The sequence below is a fragment of the Vibrio chemaguriensis genome, assembly GCF_012275705.1.
GTDB lineage: Bacteria > Pseudomonadota > Gammaproteobacteria > Enterobacterales > Vibrionaceae > Vibrio > Vibrio diabolicus.
On the sequence record NZ_SHOE01000001.1, the window covers coordinates 178,905 to 198,285 of the forward strand.

General features: G+C 44.7%; 19 protein-coding genes. 14 read left to right on the plus strand and 5 right to left on the minus strand.

Annotated features, from left to right (window positions below; translation table 11 throughout):
* Positions 1-144 precede the first annotated feature (144 nt).
* Positions 145-630, plus strand: coding sequence for a GNAT family N-acetyltransferase (locus tag EX191_RS00785; protein ID WP_080936742.1), 486 nt, complete (start codon positions 145-147; stop codon positions 628-630).
* On the opposite strand, the gene EX191_RS00790 is transcribed toward EX191_RS00785, so the two are convergent.
* Both EX191_RS00790 and EX191_RS00795 read right to left on the minus strand, forming a co-directional pair.
* Positions 590-889: a DUF3301 domain-containing protein gene (locus tag EX191_RS00790; protein WP_012841498.1), complete on the minus strand. Its 300-nt coding sequence runs from the start codon at positions 887-889 to the stop codon at positions 590-592. The two genes, EX191_RS00785 and EX191_RS00790, sit on opposite strands and share 41 nt — an antisense overlap.
* Before the next feature lie 13 nt (positions 890-902).
* Positions 903-1,940, minus strand: coding sequence for a DUF3549 family protein (locus EX191_RS00795; RefSeq protein ID WP_193446979.1), 1,038 nt, complete (start codon positions 1,938-1,940; stop codon positions 903-905).
* A gap of 76 nt (positions 1,941-2,016) precedes the next feature.
* On the opposite strand from EX191_RS00795, the gene EX191_RS00800 reads away from it, so the two are divergent.
* Complete coding sequence (locus EX191_RS00800; protein WP_104974890.1) at positions 2,017-2,331, plus strand: YqcC family protein; 315 nt, start codon at positions 2,017-2,019, stop codon at positions 2,329-2,331.
* 4 nt (positions 2,332-2,335) lie between these two features.
* Positions 2,336-3,106: a tRNA pseudouridine(65) synthase TruC gene (gene truC, locus EX191_RS00805; RefSeq protein ID WP_193446980.1), complete on the plus strand. Its 771-nt coding sequence runs from the start codon at positions 2,336-2,338 to the stop codon at positions 3,104-3,106.
* Between the two features lie 91 nt (positions 3,107-3,197).
* Here the strand turns inward: truC and EX191_RS00810 are convergent, their stop codons facing one another.
* The 3 genes from EX191_RS00810 to map form a co-directional block, all read right to left on the minus strand.
* On the minus strand, positions 3,198-3,581 hold the full coding sequence (locus tag EX191_RS00810) for a DUF3461 family protein (RefSeq protein WP_005380322.1): 384 nt from the start codon (positions 3,579-3,581) through the stop codon (positions 3,198-3,200).
* Between the two features lie 142 nt (positions 3,582-3,723).
* Complete coding sequence (gene glnD / locus EX191_RS00815; RefSeq protein ID WP_193446981.1) at positions 3,724-6,348, minus strand: bifunctional uridylyltransferase/uridylyl-removing protein GlnD; 2,625 nt, start codon at positions 6,346-6,348, stop codon at positions 3,724-3,726.
* Between the two features lie 108 nt (positions 6,349-6,456).
* On the minus strand, positions 6,457-7,335 hold the full coding sequence (gene map / locus EX191_RS00820) for a type I methionyl aminopeptidase (protein WP_005380326.1): 879 nt from the start codon (positions 7,333-7,335) through the stop codon (positions 6,457-6,459).
* A gap of 384 nt (positions 7,336-7,719) precedes the next feature.
* On the opposite strand from map, the gene rpsB reads away from it, so the two are divergent.
* From rpsB to lpxD, 11 genes are all read left to right on the plus strand, one after another.
* On the plus strand, positions 7,720-8,448 hold the full coding sequence (gene rpsB, locus EX191_RS00825; RefSeq protein ID WP_012841501.1) for a 30S ribosomal protein S2: 729 nt from the start codon (positions 7,720-7,722) through the stop codon (positions 8,446-8,448).
* 132 nt (positions 8,449-8,580) lie between these two features.
* A complete protein-coding gene (tsf, locus tag EX191_RS00830; protein WP_012841502.1) occupies positions 8,581-9,426 on the plus strand; it encodes a translation elongation factor Ts in 846 nt (281 codons plus the stop codon).
* A gap of 147 nt (positions 9,427-9,573) precedes the next feature.
* Positions 9,574-10,299: a UMP kinase gene (pyrH, locus tag EX191_RS00835; protein WP_005380329.1), complete on the plus strand. Its 726-nt coding sequence runs from the start codon at positions 9,574-9,576 to the stop codon at positions 10,297-10,299.
* Between the two features lie 99 nt (positions 10,300-10,398).
* Positions 10,399-10,956 carry a ribosome recycling factor gene (frr, locus tag EX191_RS00840; protein WP_005380330.1) on the plus strand — a complete coding sequence of 186 codons (558 nt, stop codon included), beginning with the start codon at positions 10,399-10,401 and terminating at the stop codon, positions 10,954-10,956.
* Between the two features lie 96 nt (positions 10,957-11,052).
* Positions 11,053-11,808 carry an isoprenyl transferase gene (locus tag EX191_RS00845; RefSeq protein WP_193446982.1) on the plus strand — a complete coding sequence of 252 codons (756 nt, stop codon included), beginning with the start codon at positions 11,053-11,055 and terminating at the stop codon, positions 11,806-11,808.
* Positions 11,809-11,820: 12 nt separating this feature from the next.
* Positions 11,821-12,663 (plus strand): phosphatidate cytidylyltransferase, encoded by an 843-nt coding sequence (locus EX191_RS00850; RefSeq protein ID WP_041852901.1) that lies wholly within the window; start codon positions 11,821-11,823, stop codon positions 12,661-12,663.
* Between the two features lie 50 nt (positions 12,664-12,713).
* Positions 12,714-13,919 (plus strand): 1-deoxy-D-xylulose-5-phosphate reductoisomerase, encoded by a 1,206-nt coding sequence (gene ispC, locus EX191_RS00855; RefSeq protein ID WP_006743377.1) that lies wholly within the window; start codon positions 12,714-12,716, stop codon positions 13,917-13,919.
* Positions 13,919-15,277: a sigma E protease regulator RseP gene (gene rseP / locus EX191_RS00860; protein WP_193446983.1), complete on the plus strand. Its 1,359-nt coding sequence runs from the start codon at positions 13,919-13,921 to the stop codon at positions 15,275-15,277. The genes ispC and rseP overlap by 1 nt, the downstream gene beginning before the upstream one ends.
* 44 nt (positions 15,278-15,321) lie before the next feature.
* Positions 15,322-17,736 carry an outer membrane protein assembly factor BamA gene (gene bamA, locus EX191_RS00865; RefSeq protein WP_193446984.1) on the plus strand — a complete coding sequence of 805 codons (2,415 nt, stop codon included), beginning with the start codon at positions 15,322-15,324 and terminating at the stop codon, positions 17,734-17,736.
* 13 nt (positions 17,737-17,749) lie between these two features.
* A complete protein-coding gene (locus tag EX191_RS00870) occupies positions 17,750-18,259 on the plus strand; it encodes an OmpH family outer membrane protein (protein WP_005391804.1) in 510 nt (169 codons plus the stop codon).
* A 6-nt stretch (positions 18,260-18,265) separates the two neighbouring features.
* The gene (gene lpxD / locus EX191_RS00875) at positions 18,266-19,297 is read left to right on the plus strand and encodes a UDP-3-O-(3-hydroxymyristoyl)glucosamine N-acyltransferase (protein ID WP_193446985.1); all 1,032 of its coding nucleotides are present in this window, start codon (positions 18,266-18,268) and stop codon (positions 19,295-19,297) included.
* Positions 19,298-19,381: the final 84 nt, after the last annotated feature.

Below are 19,381 nucleotides of genomic sequence, written 5' to 3' on the forward strand. Positions count from 1 at the left end.
ATCAGTTGGTTTAACTTTCGGCTTCTCTACAAGGTGTTATGCCCCGCAGTTATTGAGCATATTCAAGCTCATCGAGTTTGCGATCTGCGGATAAATAAAGTTTGTTGTAATCAAGGAACAGATGTGGCCATAGTAACCAGAAGAATGCTTCTTCTACCCTACAATGAGTCGTTGCAACTAGAGTTCGTCATGCTGAATTGCTGTGCGAAAAACCGTGCTGAAATGAACGGTCCGTATACTGTCGCGTCTGCCAAACAGATGTTTGAGAAAATACTGGATGATGAAAATATTTATAGTATGGCGGTGCTAGAAAGCACCAGTCGTGACTATATGGGGCACGTGTTCATTTCCCATCTCGATTCCGAGCCTGAGTTAGGGTTTATTTTTGATAAATCTTATTGGGGTAAAGGGCTAGCGACAGAAGCTCTAAAAGCATTTTTCCCCAAGGCGTGCCGTGAGCTGGGGCTACATAAGGTTAAAGCTAACGTGAATAGCAACCATCAAGCTTCTATGGCGGTGCTGAAAAAACTGGGATTTGTTGAAACAAAAGAAAGTAAGGATCTATATGGCCCTTACTTTGAAATGGAATTTACAAGCGATGCGGTGGTAGGTGAAAGTTCTGCGGCCTGAAACCGACCATAGTTAGCTCCCCTTGGTAGCAATCGTCACCAAGCGATGAAAACTCAAATTGATACACCGTATGCCAACGCCAGACTCCGTCTGGCGTTTTTAGTTTATGGGCACCAAAGGCGATGCTGATTAATTGGAGATCCAATTGCTCACATTTACGCGTGATTGCCACTTTTGCGAGTTCGGCTTGACGACGTTGTTGCCAAAACAGATAACAGAAAAAGCATAGCCCTAAAATTGCTAAAAGATCACCAATCATCCCTGAACCTTTATTATCCCTTTGTTGCTTGTTGTAAGCTTACTAGCGCGTTTGCTAGTTCTTCAGATGGATTTGAATGTAGCAAGGGCAATAGCACCATTCTTAACTCTGGTAGCATCACTAAATCGGCAAATAACTGATTAAATAGGGCTTGATTACCGGTTTGAGCTAAACGCAGCAAAAACTGTTCTGCTACCTTTTCATTGGCTAGTAAGTGCCAAGCTCGGCCAGCCACGCCAATCAGTACTTCCTGATGGCTTAAACGAGAGCTTTGTAATATCGCTTCTAACACTGGAGAGGCAATGGTTGTTGGTGCGCCAGCCAAAGCTCGGATAAGCGCTGAAAGTAGGAAGAGATCAGGCTCGCTACTTGCGATTTCTTGTTGTGCTTTTTCCGCGATACGTTCTGCTAAACGCTCTTGTAACTCTACATGCTCAAGCGCACCCAACAGAGCATAAAGTGGTTCATTCGGTAGGTGGTTCAACGCCTTGCGTATCATTACCCCGTTTTGCTCTTTGTCCAAACGAGCGGCCATGTCGGTGATCCCTTGCAGACCTACGGTTTGCCAATTATCCCAGCCTAAACCACCTGAAAAGTAATGCTGAGTGTGCTCATAATATTGGCTGGTAGGAAGATCGAGGTTCGCGCGGACCTGGCTATGAAACACGGCCATTTTGTCTTCGGAAGGTTTGAACGTATATGGGTTATTAGACAGCTTTTGCTGTTGCTCTTCAGTGATATCATCATTGAGGCGTGTTCCCATGGCTTCCACTACGTATTTAATGAAATTGCCGATATCCGCTTGCTTTAACAAACCGCGCTCGTCCAATTCAAACTTTAGAAACCAAATCCAAGGTTGCTTTTGTTCATTCCAATAAGCGATGGCAACGTGTGCTTTACGCTGCATTGGGAATGGGTACGGTGCTTGACCTTTTTCTACATCGGCAAACTCTTTCTTAGCGATGGTTTTGATACGACGACCAAGATCGAAGATTTGATAATCACAGCGGCTGTTGTTCAACAGTTGAGTGAGGGTTTGAATGTTTTCCATTAAATACGACGTCCTAACGTTCTTTTCACAAGAAATGGTATCATTCTCGGCTAATTCAAGGCTCGAGATAGAATTAATGGTAACAAATACTCAATTGGTCGACTTACTTCACCAACTTGAAACGCAGCTTAAAGAACATAAGTTGTGGCAACACACTATGCCTTCAGAGCAAGCCTTACAAAGCGTGGAGCCATTTGCGATTGATACACTGCATCCTCATGAGTGGTTGCAGTGGATCTTTATAGACAGAATGCACGTGCTAGTGGAAAACAACCAACCATTGCCAAGAGGGTTTTCTCTCGAGCCCTATTTTTCAGAAGCGTGGAAGCAGGAACCGCAGTTCGCAGAGCTGCTTGTTACAATCCGAACCATTGATGAACTATGTAAGTAACCAAATGTTAGAACAAGAAATAGCGCGATCTTCAGAACCAGTTGAGCTGGAGATCGTTTATCAGGATGAATATTTTGTAGCGGTCAACAAGCCTGCAGGCATGTTAGTACATCGCAGTTGGTTAGATAAACACGAAACTCAGTTTGTCATGCAAACTTTGCGCGACCAAATTGGCCAGCATGTGTTCCCATTGCATCGTCTGGATCGTCCAACATCTGGTGTGCTCGTGTTTGCGTTGTCGAGTGAAGTCGCATCACAAGTCATGCCGATGTTTGCTGAACATAAAATGGAAAAGACATACCACGCAATAGTACGCGGTTGGATTGAGGAAGAGGGCATCTTGGATTACGCACTCAAAGTCGAGTTAGACAAGATTGCTGATAAGTTCGCTTCACAAGAAAAAGAAGCGCAAGAAGCGGTGACGGAATATAAACCGTTGGCTAAAGTGGAAGTTCCCTATTCGACGGGTAAATTTCCTACAACGCGTTATTGCTTAGTTGAGATGAAACCTAAAACGGGGCGTAAGCACCAACTTCGTCGTCATATGGCGCATCTACGTCATCCTATTGTGGGTGATACAACGCACGGAGATGGCAAGCACAACAAGCTATATCGCACAGAGTTTGATTCTCATCGTTTGCTACTGCACGCTTCAGAGTTACGGTTTGTCCATCCATTTACCGATCAAGAGATTGTCATGATGGCCAATCTTGATGAGACTTGGCAGCAATTGTTTACTCGATTTGAGTGGGATGAATCAATGATCAATCGATAATGGGATTAGTTAGATCTAGATAATGATTGAGTACAAATAAAAAGGGTTAGCATCAATGCTAACCCTTTTTTAATATTTAAGACTTAACGTTTTACTTTAGTTTTTCGAGATCTGCTTCGATCTCTGCGATCTTGCTCGAAACAACTTTTTCTAAATGACGAAGGTCTGAGAGAATTTTCTCTTTGACATCCACCTCAGGTTGTTTCGTTGGTTTAGTGATTTTATTCAGTTCATCAATGACTAATGTGAGGTTACGGTTGATTTCCGTTACTTCTTTATATTTGTGACTGCCACTGTCCACAAGAACATTTTTGATTTGACGCGGGTATTTGAATTTAACGCTTTTGGCGAACAGCTCGCCTTTTTGCTTGTGGAAATAGATCTTGAGTACGTCTTTGTGTGCTTCTTGGCGTAGGGAATAACGTTCAATCTGCTTGGGGTCGTGAATACCCAAACCAGTGAGGTGGGGATACATAGGCTACCTCTATTACATCGAATTGATATTGATATAACTGTAGCAGCCTATGTATGAGCTAGATAGCTGATATTTAGCCAAAATGCTTAACTTGTGGGCAAGATCGCTCTCGCCCTGAACCGAAAAGATTGGCAGGTTTGATCTAAGCTGCGACCTCATCAGATAACTTTTCGATCAATCTCTCTCTTAGCTCATCTTGCTGTTCTTCACTTAATCTTCCCCCTGCATCACTGGTTAAAATAAACAAGTCCTCTGCTCGCTCACCAATGGTGGTGATTTTTGCACCATGAAGGTTGATATTTAAATCAGCAAACGTACGGCCTACTTTGGCCAACAGCCCTGGTGTGTCTAGCGCGACAAACTCCATTAAAGTGTGCTTTTTACCTTTGGTTGGTAAGAAGTCGACTTTGGTTTTCACATTAAAGTGCTGAAGTTTGTTCGGAGTACGGCGTGTTTTAATCTTGGTTGGTCGGCCCGCCTCTAGTACATGGGTGAGGTGCTTAATCACCGCGGCGTGACGAGACTCATCAATCGCTTCGCCATGTTGATCTAGAACCATAAAGGTATCAATCACGTGCCCATCTTTGCTGGTCATGATTTGCGCGTCGTGTACATTAAAATTACGCCTATCTAACTCCGCCACGACCGTCGCAAATAAAGCTGGCTGGTCTTTCGTATATACAAACACCTCAGTGCCGCCACGAGTGGCTTTTTTACTGATCAACACCAAAGGCTTAGTCGGATCTTCCATGCGAAGTAAGTGTTCGCAGTGCCACGCGATTTGCGTATGAGTATGACGAAGGAAATAGTCAGCTTTAAAGCGCTGCCACAATACTTCAATTTCGCGCGCGGCAAAGCCCTCTTTACGTAGCATTGCGGAGGCCATTTGTTGATTGTGGCGAATTCGCTCACGCACATCGACAGGATTCTCTAACCCTCTACGTAAAGCACGTTGTGTGGAGTAATACAGCTCTGCCAGTAAGGTTCGTTTCCAAGCATTCCAAAGTTCTGGGTTGGTTGCACAAATATCTGCAACTGTCAGGCACACAAGATAATCGAGAGATTCTTCGTCTCTGACTTTTTTGGCAAATTCGGTAATCACATCGGGATCATAAATGTCTCGGCGCTGTGCGGTGACGGACATTAATAGATGATGCCTTACCAACCAAGCGACAAGTTTGGCCTCGGGCTTTGATAAGCCATGCTCAATACAGAAGTCGTAAGCCTCACCTTCGCCTATAACAGAGTGATCGCCGCCACGTCCTTTACCGATATCGTGGAAAATAGCGGCAATAATCAGCAGTTCTTTCTTTTGCATCCGTGGGTAGACGTCACAACAAATAGGGTGCTTCGCATGATTGTCTGGGTCACTAAAGGTATTAATGTGTTTCAGTAAGCGAATACTGTGCTCATCAACCGTGTAGGCGTGGAATAAGTCAAACTGCATTTGACCAACAATTTGGCTCCATTGCGGTAAATAGGCCGCCATAACCCCTAATCGGTGCATCAGGCTGAATGCTTTATGCAGAGCATTAGGGTGACGACATAACGCCATGAATTTTTCACGCGCAGCAGGAATGGTGTGCAAAAATTTGTTGAGTCGACGGCGAGCGGTGCGCAGTTGACGCAGCGTTGGTGGGCTCACCCCTTCAATGGTTGAGTCGTTCGCGATATGTAAGAACATATCCAGAATAGTTTCTGGGCGAGCTTGAAACAATGCGGGTTTCCGCGCTTCAATCAAAGAGCCACGACGTTGGAAGTCGGCATCGAGAATCTCGGCACTTTCTGTCGCCCCACCATTAATGATCGCTTGATCAAAAAGTTTGAGTAGCATTTTATTGAGCTCTGCCACACGACGAAGTGTGCGGTAGAACTCTTTCATCATCATTTCTACGCCTCGGTTGCCTTCACCGACGTAGCCTAGATTTTCCGCAACTTGTGCTTGATGGGCAAAGGTCAAGCGGTTGTCATAGCGGCGAAGCTCCATGTGCAGAGCGAAACGCACTCGCCAAAGGAAGTCCTGACATTCAACCAATTCTCGGTATTCTGCGTCAGTTAAAAATCCGTATCGGCTCATTTCCAGCAATGACGTGGCTCCAAAGTGACGTCGTGCGACCCAGCTTAATGTATGAATATCGCGCAGCCCGCCAGGGGTCGACTTAATGTCTGGTTCTAAGTTGTAGGTCGTATCGTGGTAACGGGCATGGCGTTCGCGCTGCTCTTGAATTTTCGCGCGGTAAAACGTTTCACTTGGCCAAAAGGAGTCTGATAATACGACTTTCTTCAGTGCCTGAAAGGTATCCTCGCTGCCACACAGTAGACGCGCTTCTTGGAGGTTTGTCGCGACCGTTAGATCGGCTTTACCAATTTCAGCACATTCAGTAACGGTGCGAACAGCGTGTCCGACCTCGAGTTTTAAATCCCACAACAGCGTAATGAATTCGCTGATTTTTGCTTCTAACGCGGTCGGCAGTTTATTGTTCGACAGAATCAAAATATCGATATCGGAGAGCGGATGTAGCTCGCCACGCCCATAGCCACCCACGGCAACTAGGGAAATGTTGTAAATATCTTTGAAGCCAAAATGTTGCCACAAACGATTCAGAAGCAGATCCATGTATTCTGCCCTGGCTAAAACCAAGCTTGTTACCGGATGATGATTGAGAAACTCTTGGCTTTGATCGGAGCTAAATTTCTCTAACTCTTGTTTTAGTTCTCCGATATTGATTTGTTCATCGGAAAAGGTAAGAGGGGACTGAAGTGTCATATTTGCCATCCGTGCAAGCTAATCTAGTTACAATCTAACAAATTTGTGGCAGATAAAAAATATCCCCGCCGAAGCAGGGATATAGTAAACAACGAGTGGTCGTCAGCTTTACGCGTTTTTCATTAGGCGAGGAATTGTATCGTCGCTACGAAGCGTCAGTACTTCACAACCTTCTTTTGTTACAACAATGGTATGTTCCCATTGCGCAGAGTTCTTGCCGTCGCCTGTGTAAACGGTCCAATCGTCTTGAGCGTCAACAGAGCAACCAAATTTACCTGCGTTAATCATCGGCTCAATAGTAAAGCACATGCCTTCTTTTAGTACGCGGCGGTCTTTGTTCTTGTAATGAACCACTTGTGGTTCTTCATGGAACTCATCGCCGATACCGTGGCCACAGAAGTCTTTCACAATAGAAAACTTGTTGCGAGGGTTGTTTTTGTTGTTCTCTTTGATGTACTTCTCGATAGCTGTACCGATGTCACCAACTGTTGAACCTGGCTTAACGGTACGCATACCAACATACAGTGCTTCTTGAGCAACCATGCATAGACGTTTGTTTGCAGGTGAAACATCACCGACTAGGAACATCTTAGAAGTGTCACCATGGTAACCTTGAGGACGCACGCTCAGATCCGCATTTTCGTCATTTGGAACGATTACGGTAATATCAACGTTTAAGATGTCGCCATCTTTTAGTACCGCTGGCTTCATTTGACCGTTGCTACCGATTTCGTCTTTTTCTGCTGGAATACCGTGGCATACGATATGGTTGATTGAAGTACAAATCGACTTAGGGAAACCATGGTAATCAAGCGGAGCAGAGTATGCGCCTTTTTCTAGAGCGTACTCATGACAGATTTTGTTCAACTCTTCTGTCGTCACACCAACTTTGATGTGTGGTTCGATCATTTCTAGAATCTCTGCGGCCAGCTTGCCCGCAATGCGCATGCGTTCTATTTCTTCAGCAGTTTTAATCTTGATTGACATTGGCTTTCTCTACTTATTCCTAAGCACGTAAACGTGCGAATGGCCGCATTCTATCAGACATCGGGGGGTTAACCCAAGTTAGATAGGAATATGCATCATTCTTAATTCGATCGTATGTTTAAAGTTTTGCTTATAAATAGGAGAAAGTGGCACGGTGAAGAAATAATTTTTACTAGCCACAGTGAGCTAAAATATGGTATAAAGCGCGCCGGAATAGAGGACTGTTCTCTTCGCTCAGCAAAGCTAAGCGGCGAAGCAAGCTTCATCCGAATAACCTTTTATCTTTAAATCACACACATTCCGTCACATATTCCGGGGTGCTGAGCAGAAGCTTGGTCGGAGTTATGGGGAATGTGGAGGCCTAACCCCATAGAGGAATTTAAAATGGCAACTGTATCAATGCGCGATATGCTAAAAGCTGGTGTTCACTTCGGTCACCAGACTCGTTACTGGAACCCAAAAATGAAGCCATTCATCTTTGGCGCTCGTAACAAAGTTCATATCATCAACCTAGAAAAAACTGTACCAATGTTCAACGACGCTCTAGCTGAACTAGCTAAAGTTGGCGAGAAGAAAGGTAAAGTTCTATTCGTAGGTACTAAGCGCGCTGCATCTGAAGCTGTTAAAGAAGCTGCAATCGCAAGCAACCAGTTTTACGTAAACAACCGCTGGTTAGGCGGTATGCTTACAAACTACAAAACAGTTCGTCAGTCTATCAAGCGTCTAAAAGATCTAGAGACTCAATCTCAAGACGGTACTTTTGACAAACTAACTAAGAAAGAAGCTCTAATGCGTACTCGCGAAATGGAGAAGCTAGAGAAATCTCTTGGTGGTATCAAAGACATGGGCGGCCTACCAGACGCTCTATTCGTAATCGACGCTGATCACGAACACATTGCAATTAAAGAAGCTAACAACCTAGGTATTCCAGTATACGCTGTGGTAGATACTAACTCTAACCCAGACGGCGTTGACTACGTAATCCCAGGTAACGACGACGCGATCCGCGCTGTACAGCTATACCTGAACGCTGCTGCTTCAGCAGTATCTGAAGGTCGTAACAAAGACGTAGCTGCAGTTGCTGAAAAAGACGGTTTCGTAGAAGCTGAATAATAGCGGCTCTGTGTCACACTTGGTCTATGTGAAACCTTTGTGTAGCATAAACTAAGTTATAGTTAGCAATGGGGGCCGACAATGTTAGGCCCCTGTTTTTTACCTTATTTCGAATCAAACGAGGAATACAGAATGGCAACTGTAACTGCTGCTCTAGTTAAAGAACTTCGCGAGCGTACTGGCGCTGGCATGATGGAATGTAAGAAAGCGCTTGTAGAAGCAAACGCTGACATCGAACTAGCAATTGAAAACATGCGTAAATCTGGCGCAGCGAAAGCAGCTAAGAAAGCTGGTAACGTTGCAGCTGAAGGCGCAATCATCATCAAAGAAGAAAACGGCGTTGCTGTTCTTCTTGAAGTTAACTGCCAAACTGACTTCGTTGCTAAAGACGGTAACTTCACTGCATTCGCAGAAGAAGTTGCAGCTGCAGCTCTAGCTTCAAAAGCGACTGTTGAAGAGCTACAAGCACAATTCGAAGACGCACGTGTAGCTCTTGTAGCTAAAATCGGTGAAAACATCACTATCCGTCGCGTAGAATACGTTCAAGGCACTGCAATTGCTTCTTACCGTCACGGTGAGAAAATCGGTGTTGTTGTTGCTGGTGAAGGCGACGCAGAAACTCTTAAGCACGTTGCAATGCACGTTGCTGCTTCTAAGCCTGAGTTCGTTAACCCAGAAGACGTACCAGCTGACGTAGTAGAAAAAGAGAAAGCGGTTCAAGTTGAAATCGCAATGAACGAAGGCAAGCCTGCTGAAATCGCTGAGAAGATGGTTGTTGGCCGCATGAAGAAATTCACTGGCGAGATCTCTCTAACAGGTCAAGCTTTCATCATGGAACCTAAGAAAACTGTAGGTGAAATGCTGAAAGAAAAAGGCGCTTCAGTTTCTACATTCGTTCGCCTAGAAGTAGGTGAAGGTATCGAGAAGAAAGAAGAAATGAGCTTCGCTGAAGAAGTTGCTGCAGCTCAAAAAGGTTAATCCTTAGAGACTGTATAAAGATTAGACCGTAGCCTTGGCTGCGGTCTTTTTATGAGCAGTGAACGATTAGCCGTGATGAATAGCCATAACTGAATTTGTGTCTATTCATGACTGTTAATCAACAACTCTCTTTGGAAGGTAAACTCCATGACTACGAACCCTAAACCAGCGTATCAACGTATTCTATTAAAACTGAGTGGTGAAGCTCTTCAAGGTGAAGACGGTTTTGGTATTGATCCTGCGGTCCTTGATCGCATGGCACAAGAAGTTAAAGAACTGGTTGAACTGGGTGTTCAGGTTGGTGTAGTTATCGGTGGCGGTAACTTGTTCCGTGGTGCAGGCCTTGCTGAAGCTGGTATGAACCGCGTAGTTGGTGACCACATGGGTATGCTTGCTACAGTAATGAATGGCCTAGCGATGCGCGATGCTCTTCACCGCGCATACGTGAATGCGCGCGTTATGTCTGCCATTCCTCTAAAAGGCGTATGTGACGACTATAATTGGGCTGATGCGATCCGTGAGCTTCGCCAAGGCCGTGTTGTCATCTTCTCTGCTGGTACGGGTAACCCGTTCTTTACAACGGATTCTGCTGCTTGCCTACGTGGTATTGAAATCGAAGCGGATGTTGTACTAAAAGCGACGAAAGTTGATGGTGTATTTACTGCTGACCCTGTAGCAAACCCAGACGCAGAGCTGTATGATAAGCTATCTTACGCAGAAGTTCTGGATAAAGAGCTGAAAGTGATGGACTTGGCGGCGTTTACGCTAGCTCGTGACCACAAAATGCCAATCCGCGTATTTAACATGAACAAGCCAGGCGCACTACGTCGCGTGGTTATGGGCGAAGCAGAAGGCACGCTAATCAACGAATAAGCTTGTCCCAAGGTGCCACCCAAAGCGTTAGGGTGGCGTTTGCTTTGCTCAACCGTTTTAGGCTTTCTTCAGGAAAGATGACATTTTTAAGGTGAAACTGTGATTAACGAAATCAAAAAAGACGCGCAAGAGCGCATGGATAAAAGCGTTGAAGCGCTTAAGAACAACCTTTCTAAAATTCGTACAGGTCGTGCACACCCAAGCCTACTATCTGGTATTTCTGTAGAATACTACGGTGCAGCAACACCTCTAAACCAAGTAGCAAACGTTATTGCTGAAGATGCACGTACACTTGCAATCACGGTTTTCGATAAAGAGCTGACTCCGAAAGTAGAAAAAGCGATCATGACGTCTGACCTTGGTCTAAATCCTATGTCTGCTGGTACTATCATCCGTGTTCCACTTCCACCACTAACGGAAGAGCGTCGTAAAGACCTAGTTAAGATTGTTCGTGGTGAAGCTGAAGGTGGTCGTGTTGCTGTTCGTAACATCCGTCGTGACGCAAACAACGATCTAAAAGCGCTTCTAAAAGATAAAGAAATCTCTGAAGATGAAGATCGTAAAGCACAAGACGAAATTCAAAAACTAACTGACGTTGCAGTTAAGAAGATCGATGAAGTTCTTGCTGCAAAAGAAAAAGAGTTGATGGAAGTTTAATACTCCCACACACATCACTGTTGGAAAACGCTGTGCTCACAGCTCAGCGTTTTTTTATGTTAGTCTATCCAACTGATGGAACTCAATTAACTCCCTATGCAAAATTCTCAAGCCTTCTCTGATTCCCTTCCTAAGCATATTGCCATCATTATGGACGGTAATGGCCGTTGGGCTAAGTCCAAAGGAAAACCTCGCGTATTTGGTCACAAAAAAGGCGTTAATGCCGTTCGTAAGACCGTGGCTGCTGCTTCAAAGCTTGGCATTAAAGCCATGACGCTATTTGCTTTTAGTAGTGAAAACTGGCGTCGTCCGGAGGAAGAAGTGGGTCTTTTGATGGAACTGTTTATCACGGTCCTGTCTAGTGAAGTAAAAAAACTACACAAAAATAATTTACGGTTGCGCGTGATCGGTGATACCAGTCGATTTGGTGAGCGTCTACAAAAGAAGATTGTAGAAGCTGAAAATCTAACGGCAGGTAACACGGGGATGGTGATCAACATTGCAGCCAATTATGGCGGTAAGTGGGACATCACAGAAGCGGCCAAAACGTTAGCGTTAAAAGCACGTAACGGTGAGATTCGTGTAGAGGATATCAATGAGCAGCTAATCACTGAGCATTTGACCATGGCAGACTTACCTGAAGTGGATCTTTTGATTCGTACCAGTGGAGAGTGTCGCATCAGCAACTTTATGTTGTGGCAAATGGCTTATGCAGAAATGTACTTTACTCCCGAGTATTGGCCGGAATTCGACGAAGACAGCTTAGTTGAAGCTGTAACTTGGTTTATCAATCGAGAGCGTCGTTTTGGCTGTACAGGGGAACAAATAAAGGCATTGATGGCAGCTCAATAAGGACTAGTTAGTTTGAAACAGAGAATAATAACAGCACTAATTTTAGCTCCCCTGGTTATTTTAGGCATTTTTAAATTACCCCTAATGGGCTTTATTGCCGCTTTAACTGCAATTACCCTATTAGGTTTTTGGGAGTGGACTCAATTTACAGGAAGCAACTCTCGCTTTGCTGCCCTCGTTCCGGCAGTCATTGTTACCGGACTTAGTTTTCTATATATTTCGCCTGACGCACATAGCCTCAACCATTTGGCAACGCCTCATTATGTTGTGCTGGGCCTTGGTTTTGTTTGGTGGATTGTTGCTAGCTTAATGGCGATTACTTATCCCAAAACGACGAAATCTTGGCAAAATAATTTTGTTTTACGCCATGTGTTTGGTTTTCTGACATTAATTCCATTCCTTTGGAGTGTAGTTATTCTTAGAGCTCATGACATTACGGTAGATCCATACCACGGAGCAAAGCTCGTGTTATACGTTTGTTTCTTGGTATGGGCTGCAGATAGCGGTGCTTACTTTGCAGGCAAAAGCTTAGGCAAACGTAAAATGGCGCCACATGTCAGTCCGAATAAAACCATTGAAGGGCTTATTGGCGGCATTATCACGGCATTGATCGTGGCGTGGGCATTTGCTGATTGGTTTGATATTCAGTTCTCCAGTCCTGTCCATATGGTGTTGATTACGTTGGTTACTGTTGTTATATCAGTGCTCGGCGATCTGGTGGAAAGTATGTTCAAGCGTGTCTCAGGCATTAAAGACAGCAGCAACATTATCCCAGGACATGGCGGTGTGCTCGATCGTATTGACAGCCTAACCGCAGCATTCCCAGTTTTTGCTCTTCTTTACTACGTATTCTAATTTATCAGGAGCGGCATTGTCGCTCCTGAGCTTTCTAACGGTCTTACAACATGCAAAAGTTAACGATTCTTGGTGCTACTGGATCCATTGGTGCAAGCACGCTTAAAGTGGTCGAACAAAACCCAGAGCTGTTTTCTGTCGTTGCCTTAGCGGCAAGCACCAACGTTGAAAAGATGATCGGGCTATGTCGTCAGTGGCAACCTAAATACGCGGTAATGGCGGACAAAGCCGCAGCGATTCAACTCCAATCTGAGTTACATTTGGTTTCGCCAAACACCGAAGTATTAGGTGGTGTGGATGCTCTATGCCATATTTCTTCATTGGACGAAGTTGACAGTGTGATGGCTGCTATTGTCGGAGCGGCTGGTCTACTGCCTACCATGGCTGCTGTGAAAGCTGGTAAGCGAGTATTGTTGGCAAATAAAGAAGCGCTGGTAATGTCAGGACAGTTATTTATTGATGCCGTAGAAGAGTTTGGTGCGGAGCTACTTCCCGTCGATAGTGAACACAATGCTATTTTCCAGTGCTTACCACAGCAAGTACAAACCAATTTAGGTCGTTGTAATTTACAAGAACATGGCATTTCTCATATTTTGCTGACTGGTTCTGGTGGTCCTTTCCGTTACACTGACATCGCAGAACTGGAAAAGGTGACTCCTGAACAGGCGATCGCCCATCCAAACTGGTCGATGGGACCAAAGATTTCCGTTGACTCAGCCACGATGATGAACAAAGGCTTAGAGTATATCGAAGCTAAATGGTTGTTTAATGCGGCTCGCGAGCAGCTAAAGGTTATTATTCATCCGCAGTCTGTTATTCATTCAATGGTTCAATACCGCGATGGTTCGGTTTTGGCACAAATGGGTGAGCCGGATATGGCGACTCCTATTGCACTGACTATGTCATACCCATCAAGGGTTGAAGCTGGGGTTAAGCCACTAGACTTCACGCAAATTGGCGAATTGACGTTTTTGCAACCTGATTTTGCTCGTTACCCATGTTTAAAACTAGCAATTGACGCTTGTTATGAAGGTCAACATGCAACAACGGCACTGAATGCAGCGAATGAAGTTGCTGTTGATGCATTTTTAAATAACAGCTTAGGTTTTACGGATATCGCTCGCATCAATGAATCTGTGTTGAACAAAATCAATGCAAGCTGCAAAGCTGAGAATGCGAATAGCTTGGAAAGCTTATTAGAGCTAGATAGAATGGCACGAACTATTGCCCTAGAAACCATACGCGAGCGTAGCTGATGACAGGTATATTGTGGAATCTCATTTCTTTTATCGTCGCACTGGGCATTCTTGTTGCTGTGCACGAGTTTGGGCACTTTTGGGTTGCTCGCCGTTGCGGCGTGAAAGTTGAAAAGTTTTCAATCGGTTTCGGTAAGTCTATCTGGAGTAAGGTAGGCAAAGACGGAACGGAGTACAGCATCTCAATGATCCCTCTCGGCGGCTATGTAAAAATGGTTGATAGTCGTGTTGATGAGGTGCCAGAACATGAGAAACACTTAGCGTTTGATAAGAAGCCGCTATGGAAGCGAACCTCTATTGTTGCGGCAGGCCCTATCTTTAATTTCCTTTTCGCAATTTTCGCCTATTGGCTCGTATTTCTTATTGGTATCCCAGCAGTTAAGCCAGTAATTGGTGAAGTTACGCCCAATTCGATCGTCGCAGAAGCCGGAATTGAATCAGGAATGGAACTTAAATCGATATCTGGTATCAAAACTCCGGATTGGGAATCGGTCAATATGGGATTGATTTCTCATATTGGCGATGATTTGATGACAGTAACACTGACGTCAGCGAATGAAGTTGGTTCAGAAGTAACGAAAACTCTCGATCTGCGCGAATGGGAGTTCGACCCTGAAACTCAGTCTGCGATGCAGTCGTTAGGTTTTGCGCCGTATACACCGGAGGTATATCGCGTTATCGAACAGGTTTCGCAAGGTGGAGCGGCGGAAAAAGCAGGTGTGCTTCCAGGTGATGAGATTGTCGCTATTGGTGAACAACGCGTCACGGAGTGGAAGCAGGTTGTTGAAGTGGTTCGCTCTAATCCTGATACACCGATTGAATTAACGGTATTGCGTCAGGGCTATGAGCAAACATTAACGCTGACGCCTGGTAGCCGTGAGCTAGCTAACAAAGAAGTCGTTGGTTTTGCAGGTATTGCACCTAAAGTCGCAGAATGGCCAGAAAGTTATCGCTTCGACCTTCAGTTTGGTGTATTCGAGTCAGTAGGTAAGGCGGTAGACAAAACCGGCCAAGTCATTGGCTTGACAATCAGCATGCTTAAGAAACTGATTGTTGGTGACGTTGGTCTGAATAATCTGAGTGGTCCAATATCAATAGCCAAAGGCGCAGGTGCGACGGCTGATTATGGCTTGGTCTACTTTTTAGGTTTTCTCGCTCTAATTAGTGTTAACCTAGGTATTATTAATCTCGTTCCTTTACCAATGTTGGATGGCGGTCATTTGTTGTTTTTTGCAATTGAAGCAGTCATTCGACGTCCCGTTCCTGAGAGAGTGCAGGAAATGGGCTTTAGAATTGGTGGTGCGATCATCTTCTCGCTCATGGCGTTAGCGCTATTTAATGATTTTACTCGTCTGTGATAGTTCAGAGACAAAAGCAGTAGCAAGGAATAATTAGAACAAGTATGGCGATTAAGCGAATTCTATTTGCAAGTTTACTGGCGACCAGTGTATCTGCAAATGGAGCAGAGAACTTCGTAGTTCAAGATATTGAAATCGATGGATTGCAGCGTGTAGCACTGGGTGCTGCGTTGTTGAAAATGCCTGTACGTGTCGGTGATACCATTGGCCAAGGCGATGTTGCAGAGATTATCCGTGCACTGTATGCATCTGGTAACTTTGAAGATGTGAAAGTGTTACGTGACGGCGGCGTTCTGATGGTTCAAGTCAAAGAGCGTCCTACTATTGCCAGCATCTCATTTTCTGGTAACAAAGCAATCAAGGACGAGCAGCTACAGGAAAACCTGAACGCATCTGGCGTTCGTGAAGGTGAAGCGCTTGACCGCACCACGCTAAGCAACATTGAAAAAGGCTTAGAAGACTTTTATTACAGCGTAGGTAAATACAACGCCACAGTAAAAGCTGTGGTGACTCCACTGCCACGTAACCGTTCTGACCTAAAGTTTGTCTTTACTGAAGGCGTGTCGGCAAAAATTCAGCAAATCAATTTTATCGGCAATGAAGTTTTCAGCGATGAGGACCTTCTTTCTCGTTTTAACTTGAATGTTGATGTGCCGTGGTGGAATTTCCTGTCTGACGAAAAGTACCAAAAACAAGTGCTTGCTGGTGATATTGAAGCGCTCAAATCATTCTATCTGGATCGCGGTTACTTAAAATTTAACGTTGATTCGACACAAGTTGCAATCTCTCCTGACAAGAAAGGGGTATACATTACTCTTGGCTTAGAAGAGGGAGAGGTTTATACCGTCAAGGACGTAAAGTTCCGTGGTGACTTGATCGGTGAGGAAGCGACGTTCGAACGACTTGTACCATTTGAAGACAATGAGACGTACAACGGCTCGTTGGTTACTTCAATGGAAGAAGGGATTAAGCGTGTGCTTGGTGAGTCCGGTTATGCTTATCCTCAAGTGAATACCATTCCTGAGTTTGACGACGAGAATCAAGAAGTTTCTTTGGTCGTTAACGTAGACCCGGGTAACCGAATTTATGTTCGTGATATTCGCTTCACGGGTAATAACTCAACCAAAGATGAAGTCCTTCGTCGTGAAATGCGTCAGATGGAAGGCAGTTGGTTGAACTCGAAATCGATTGAAACGGGTAAAACTCGTCTAAATCGTTTGGGCTACTTTGAAAATGTTGAAGTACAGACAGTTCGAGTTCCTGGTAGTGATGATCAAGTTGACCTAGTTTACTCTGTCAAAGAAGCGAACTCTGGTAGCGTTAACTTCGGTGTTGGCTACGGTACAGAATCGGGTGTGAGCTTCCAGGTTGGCCTGCAACAAGATAACTTTATTGGTAGCGGTAACCGTGTTGGTATTAACGCGATGATGAATGACTACCAGAAAAACATCAGTCTAGATTACCGAGACCCGTACTGGAACTTAGGCGGTGTTAGCTTAGGTGGTAAGGTCTTCTACAACGAATTTGAAGCGAAAGAAGCTAATATCGTTGACTATACCAACGAAAGCTATGGTGCGAGCTTAACGTGGGGCTTCCCATTCGATGAGCTGAACCGTTTTGAATTCGGTGTCGGTTATACGCACAACAAGATCGGTAACTTATCGCCTTACTTGCAGGTAGAGCAGTTCTTACGAGCACAAGCAGACAACATTGATTCTAGTGGAGCGTTGAACACGAACGACTTCGATTTCAATATCTCTTGGACACGTAATAACTTAAACCGTGGCTACTTCCCTACGGCAGGTAATCATCAGCGTGCATTCTATAAAATGACCGTACCTGGCTCTGACGTTCAATACTTCAAAATGCAGTACGATGTTCGTCAGTATGTGCCATTGACTAAAAAGCACGAGTTTACCCTCTTGTTCCGTGGCCGCTTAGGTTACGGTAATGGTTACGGTCAAACAGATGGTAACGATAACTTGTTCCCATTCTACGAAAACTACTACGCAGGTGGCTTTACATCGCTTCGTGGCTTTGGCTCAAACTCTGTTGGTCCTAAAGCGGTTTACCGTGATACATCTGGTTCAAACAATGGCGCAGATACAGCAACAGATGACTCTGTTGGTGGTAACGCCGTAGCGCTAGCAAGTGTTGAGTTGATTGTCCCAACACCATTTGCATCAGAAGAAGTACAAAACCAAATTCGTACCAGTATCTTCTTTGATATGGCAAGTGTTTGGGATACGGAGTTTGACTACCGCGATTCAGGTGCGGAATATGGTGACCGTTACTACTACGATTACTCAGATCCAACCAACTACCGCTCTTCTTACGGTGCGGCGTTGCAGTGGATGTCTCCAATGGGGCCACTAGTATTCTCACTAGCGAAACCAATTAAGAAATTTGATGGCGATGATGAAGAGTTCTTCACATTCACTATCGGTAGAACTTTCTAAAGAGGAAAATATTTTGAATAAAATGATCAAAGCGGCTGGGATTGGCCTTCTTGTACTGAGCTCTTCAATGTTTGCAAATGCGGCAGAAGCTGCACAGAAAATTGCTTATGTAAATACAGCTCAAGTTTTCCAAGCTCTTCCTCAACGTGAAGTTGTACTACAAAAAATGCAGAAAGACTTCAAAAGCAAAGCTGATGAACTGAAGTCAATCCAAGCACAAGCTAAAACAAAGATTGAGAAGCTACAACGTGACGGCGAGCTTTTGGGTCAAGACGAAGTTGAAAAGCTACGTATCGATATCGCGAAGCTAGACAGCGAGTACAAAGTGAAAGCACAAGCACTTGAAAAAGCAAGTGCGCGTCGTGAAGCTGAAGAAAAAGCGAAGCTTTTCAAAACGATTCAAGATGCAGTTAAGAAAGTCGCAGACAAAAATGGTTACGATCTTGTGATTGATATCTCTGCTTTGCAGTACGGCAAGCCAGAATACAATATCTCTGAAGACGTAATTAAAGCTCTAAAATAAGAAGTTATGAAGACATTAACATTAGCCGAATTGGCGATAATTACCGGGGGTGAGCTGTTTGGTGACGAGTCTCTCGTTGTAAGCCGTGTTGCCCCAATGGATAAAGCACAAGAAGGTGATGTAACCTTCTTGTCTAACCCAAAATATGCAAAACACCTTTCTGAGTGCCAAGCTACCGTTGTTATGGTAAAGGCTGAGCATAAAGATCAATGCGTTGGAAATGCGCTAGTGGTTTCGGACCCTTATGTCGCATTTGCTCGTGTGGTCCAAGCGATGGATACCACACCAAAACCGGCAGACGATATTGCACCAAGTGCTGTGATTGCCGCTGACGTTAAGATGGGTGAGAACGTTACAATCGGCGCTAACGCCGTGATTGAAACGGGCGTGGAACTCGGCGACAACGTAAGCGTTGGCGCTGGTTGTTTTATCGGTAAGAACGCCAAGCTAGGGAATAACACCAAGCTTTGGGCTAATGTCACTATCTATCATGAAGTGTCATTGGGTGATGACTGTCTTGTTCAATCGGGCACCGTCATTGGCTCTGATGGCTTCGGTTATGCGAATGACAAAGGCGAGTGGATTAAAATTCCTCAGCTTGGTTCAGTGCGTATCGGTAACCGCGTTGAGATTGGTGCTTGTACTACGATTGACCGCGGTGCACTCGAAGATACTATCATTGAAGACAATGTCATTCTGGATAACCAACTTCAAATCGCGCACAACGTGCAGATCGGATATGGTACCGTGATGCCTGGTGGTACTATTGTCGCGGGCAGTACAAAAATTGGTAAGTACTGCCAGATTGGCGGCGCGTCTGTTCTGAATGGCCATATCACTATCGCAGATGGTGTGGCGATTACAGGTATGGGCATGGTAATGCGCAGTATCGAAGAAAAAGGCCTTTACTCATCCGGTATCCCACTACAAACGAACAGAGAGTGGCGTAAAACCGCAACTCGAGTTCACCGTATTGATGAGATGAATAAGCGCCTAAAAGCGGTTGAAAAACAGCTGGAACAGAAAGAAGAAAGTTAGAACAAGTTATCTTTCGCTCTGTATTTAACGTGAAGGCTAACAAGCTCTAGTTCCATATTCTGTACGAAGACTCGCGAAATGCGG